The following is a 4,425-nucleotide window of genomic DNA, read 5'->3' on the forward strand; positions in this document are numbered from 1 at the left end:
CCATCTCCCTCACTCCCCCACTCCCCCCACCATCGAGGAACCCTCATGACCGCACGTCCCGACCTCGCGCCCGCCGACCGGGCCGAACCCGGCGCGCCACCCGCTCCCCCACTGCCGTCCGCCACCCTCGGCGGCGAGCGGCGCGGCACGGCGGAGCAGATCACGCTCCTCCTGTTCATCGTGGTGCCGTTCCTGGCGCTGCTCGCCGCGATCCCGCTGGCCTGGGGCTGGGGGGTGAGCTGGCTCGACCTGACGCTGATGGTCGTCTTCTACTTCCTCGGCGTGCACGGCGTCACCATCGGCTTCCACCGGTACTTCACGCACCGCTCGTTCAAGGCCAGGCGGCCGATGCGGATCGCGCTGGCCATCGCCGGCTCGCTGGCCGCCGAGGGCCCCGTGGTCCGCTGGGTGGCCGACCACCGCAGGCACCACAAGCACTCGGACGCCGAGGGCGACCCGCACTCGCCCTGGCGGTACGGCGAGACCGTGCCGGCGCTGGTCAAGGGGCTCTTCTGGGCTCACATGGGCTGGATGTTCGACCGTGAGCAGACGCCGCAGCACGTCTACGCGCCCGACCTGGTCAAGGACCCCGACGTGCGGCGCGTCTCGCGACAGTTCACGCTGTGGACGACGGTGTCCATGCTGCTGCCGCCGCTGCTCGGCGGGCTGATCTCGTGGTCCTGGGAGGGCGCGCTGAGCGCGTTCTTCTGGGGCTCGCTGGTGCGGATCGCGCTACTGCACCACGTCACCTGGTCGATCAACTCGATCTGCCACGCCACCGGTAAGCGGCCCTTCCTCTCCCGGGACCGCTCGGGCAACGTGTGGTGGCTGGCGATCCTGTCCTGCGGCGAGTCCTGGCACAACCTGCACCACGCCGACCCGACGTGCGCCCGGCACGGCGTGGACCGCTGGCAGCTCGACTCCAGCGCGCGGCTGATCAGCTGGTTCGAGAAGGCCGGCTGGGTCTACGACGTGCGCTGGCCAAAACAGTCACGAATCGATGCCAAGCGCGCGATCCCGGGCGGCGAAACCGTCGAATCGGGAGCGAACCGTAAGGAAAACCATCAGGAAACCGCCGCATCGAACACGGCATGATGGGTGGCGTGGCGACCGACAACAGCATCAAGGACGACGGCAAGGGCAGGAATCCGCGGACCACGCGGCGGGCCCGCCGGAGAATGACGGGCACCGAGCGCCGGGAACAGCTGCTGGACATCGGCCGCACCCTCTTCGCCGAGCGCGGTTTCGAGGGCACCTCGGTGGAGGAGATCGCCGCCAAGGCGGGGGTCTCCAAGCCGGTGGTGTACGAGCACTTCGGCGGCAAGGAAGGGCTCTACGCGGTCGTGGTCGACCGGGAGATGAGCAGGCTGCTCTCGATGGTCACCGGCGCCCTGACCGCCGGCCACCCGCGCGAGCTGCTCGAACAGGCGGCGTTCGCGCTCCTCGACTACATCGAGCAGTACACGGACGGCTTCCACATCCTGGTGCGGGACTCGCCGGTCGCCCAGTCGACCGGCACCTTCGCCTCGCTGATCGGGGACATCGCGACCCAGGTCGAGGACATCCTGGGCGTCGAGTTCAAGGGCCGCGGCTACGACGCGAAGCTGGCGCCCATGTACTCCCAGGCACTGGTGGGCATGGTGGCGCTGACCGGGCAGTGGTGGCTCAACGTGCGCAAGCCCAAGAAGGCGGAGGTCGCGGCCCACCTGGTCAACCTGGCCTGGCACGGCCTCCAGGGCCTCGAACACGACCCGCAGCTGGTCGGCCGCCGCCGCGCGTAGCCGGCCAAGAAAAGCGACCCCCTCCCCAGGGGTGGTGTTGGGGAGGGGGCCGTCTCATAGCGGAGCACCGGTCAGAAGGCCGAAGAACCCGGGTCCGCTGGTCCTCAGTTGTTGCCGGCGCCGTTTCCGGAGAGCAGCGCCAGGTCGTCGAGGAGGTGCGACAGCGGGTCGTCACCGTCGATCTGGACCGAGTTCTCGGCACAGTTCTGGCTGTTCTTGCTGGTGAGGATGTCCTGGAGGCCGAGTGCGTCATCGCCGACGATCTCCTGAACGTTCACGGCTCGCGGAATGGCGAGGCAGATCTCGTTCAGCGAGCCGTTGACCAGGCCGATGTTCGGGCTCATGTAGCCACCGGTGGTGATGTTGCCGGTGGCCTCCTTGTTGCCGTTGCCACTGATCGTGGTCGGGCCCTCGTCGTTGCTGATGGCCATGGCGGGGGCGGCAGCCATGCCCGCCACGCCAACGGCGGTGGCCGCGACGGCGGCCGTGGCAAGCGTCTTCTTCAGCACGTGGCTTGTCCTTCCGAGTTCTGGAGTGCCCTGTTCTTGGAGCGCCCTGAACAACGCGTCGACCCGGATTCGGTTGCCGCCGTTCACCTGATTTGCCCAATCCAGTTGTTTGCTCAGCGCCCGGTTGATGCCTGGGCGATCGTCGGCCTGGGTGCCGTGCCCATGCCCTGGCCGAGGTAGAAGCCGGGGTGCGGCGGCTGGTTGTAGGCGGTGTTCTGCCAGGCCAGGCCGGTGCGGTACATCCGGTCCTGGAGCAGTGTGGTGATCCGGTACGAGGTCTGGATCGGGGTGGAGTAGATCCGCAGCGCGTTGTTGTCGCTGGTGCGCCAGATGACCTCCTCCCGCCAGTCGCCCAGGATGTCGCCGGAGAGCACCGGGGTGGCCTTGGTGCCGTTGTTGGAGGCCACGCCCGAGCCGGTCAGCAGCCGGGTGTCGCCGCCCGTGCCGTACTTGTCGATGCGGGTCTGGTCGAGCAGCTCGCGGGTCAGGTCGCCGTCCCACCAGGCGAGGAAGTTGATGCTGGAGGGCTCACGGCCGACCGAGCCGGCGGCGAGGTTGCGCAGGGTGGTGTCGGAGGCGGACCAGAACTCCGCGCCGGGGTTGCCCGCGTAGATGTCGCCGGCCACCCCGCGGCCGTTGTCGGAGCCGGACCCGGTCTGCCAGTTGATCGTGCCGTTCGCGGGCTCGATGCGCAGCGAGGAGGGCTGGCTGGTGGACTCGGACACCTTGAAGTACTCGAGACCAGGGTCGTTCAGGTCGAAGTCGCCCAGGTGCTGGGCGTCGCCGTGGCCGGTGCGGGTGGTCCACATACCGTAGCCGTTGTCGTCGACGGCCATCGAGCCGTAGACGATCTCGTCGCGGCCGTCGCGGTCGATGTCGCCGACGGAGAGGCTGTGGCTGCCCTGCCCGTCGTAGCCGCGGCCGGTGTTGGTCGAGCTGTTGGTGTCGAAGGTCCAGCGGCGGGTGAGCTGCCCGTTGCGCCAGTCCCAGGCGGCGATCACGGTGCGGGTGTAGTAGCCGCGGGCCATGATGATGGACGGCCGATCGCCGTCGAGGTAGGCGGTGCCGGCGAGGAAGCGGTCGACGCGGTTGCCGTAGTTGTCGCCCCAGGAGGAGACGGTGCCGCGGGCCGGCACGTAGTCGGTGGTGGCGAGCGCGGCGCCGGTGCGGCCGGAGAACACGGTCAGGTACTCGGGGCCAGAGAGGATGTAGCCGCTGGAGTTGCGGTGGTCGGCGCTCGAGCTGCCGATCACCTGCCCGGTGCCGGAGACGGTGCCGTCGGCGGTCTTCATGACGACCTCGGCCGAGCCGTCGCCGTCGTAGTCGAACACCTGGAACTGCGTGTAGTGCGCGCCGGAACGGATGTTGCGGCCGAGGTCGATGCGCCACATCCGCTGCCCGGAGAGGGTGTAGGCGTCGATGATGGTGTTGCCGGTATAGCCGGACTGGGAGTTGTCCTTGGCGTTGGTCGGCTGCCACTTGAGCACGATCTCCAGCGTGCCGTCGCCGTTGAGGTCGCCGACGGAGCCGTCGTTGGCCTCGTAGGTGTAGGCGACGCCGTCGGGCGTGGTGCCGCCGGCGGGCCGCTGGATCGGCACGTCGTGGTAGCCCGAGCGGAACTGGATGGCGTGCGGCGAGAACGCCTGCTCGGTGCCGTTGACGACGGCGCGCACCCGGTAGTCGGCGCTGTTGGGCGCGCCGGAGTGGAAGTAGTTGGTGGCGCCGGTGATGTTGGAGGCCACCAGGGTGTCGCCGCGGTAGAGGTTGAACGCGACGTTGTCGGGGTCGGATGCCAGGAAGCGCCAGCTCACCAGGTTGCCGGAGCCGGTGTAGACGCTGACCAGGCCGCGGTCCAGGTTCTCCAACTGGGCGAGCGGCCGCACGTCGTCCTCGGCGGCCGGCGCGGCGGCGGCACCGCCGCCGAGCCCGGTGGCGACGACGGCGGCGACGGCCACGGCGCCGATCCAGCGTCGCAGCCGGCGTCGTTGCGCAGCAGACACGGTCTCTCCTCGGGGGGTTCGGGGATGGCCATCGAGCACTGCGAAGTCGCCGCGCGGCGCGAAAAGGTTGCCGAGCCGGCCTGGCGGCGCAGCCGGCCTAGCGGCCTGCCGCCTCGAAGGTCCCCTCAGCCCACC

The 4,425-nt window shown here is 69.5% G+C and carries 4 protein-coding genes; 2 read left to right on the forward strand and 2 right to left on the reverse strand.

What is annotated here, in order from left to right:
- Positions 1–45: 45 nt before the first annotated feature.
- Together E1265_RS34025 and E1265_RS34030 are read left to right on the forward strand one after the other, a co-directional pair.
- A complete protein-coding gene (locus E1265_RS34025) occupies positions 46–1,095 on the forward strand; it encodes an acyl-CoA desaturase (protein WP_132934813.1) in 1,050 nt (349 codons plus the stop codon).
- Positions 1,095–1,781, forward strand: coding sequence for a TetR/AcrR family transcriptional regulator (locus E1265_RS34030; protein ID WP_132934816.1), 687 nt, complete (start codon positions 1,095–1,097; stop codon positions 1,779–1,781). Before E1265_RS34025 ends, E1265_RS34030 begins: the two co-directional genes overlap by 1 nt.
- Positions 1,782–1,885: 104 nt before the next feature.
- Here E1265_RS34030 and E1265_RS34035 read toward each other — a convergent pair whose 3' ends face one another.
- Together E1265_RS34035 and E1265_RS34040 are read right to left on the reverse strand one after the other, a co-directional pair.
- Positions 1,886–2,290: a rodlin gene (locus tag E1265_RS34035; protein ID WP_132934814.1), complete on the reverse strand. Its 405-nt coding sequence runs from the start codon at positions 2,288–2,290 to the stop codon at positions 1,886–1,888.
- Between the two features lie 113 nt (positions 2,291–2,403).
- Positions 2,404–4,173 (reverse strand): rhamnogalacturonan lyase, encoded by a 1,770-nt coding sequence (locus E1265_RS34040; RefSeq protein WP_207931317.1) that lies wholly within the window; start codon positions 4,171–4,173, stop codon positions 2,404–2,406.
- Positions 4,174–4,425: the final 252 nt, after the last annotated feature.

Source organism: Streptomyces sp. 8K308 (assembly GCF_004348315.1).
Taxonomy (GTDB): Bacteria; Actinomycetota; Actinomycetes; order Streptomycetales; family Streptomycetaceae; genus Streptomyces.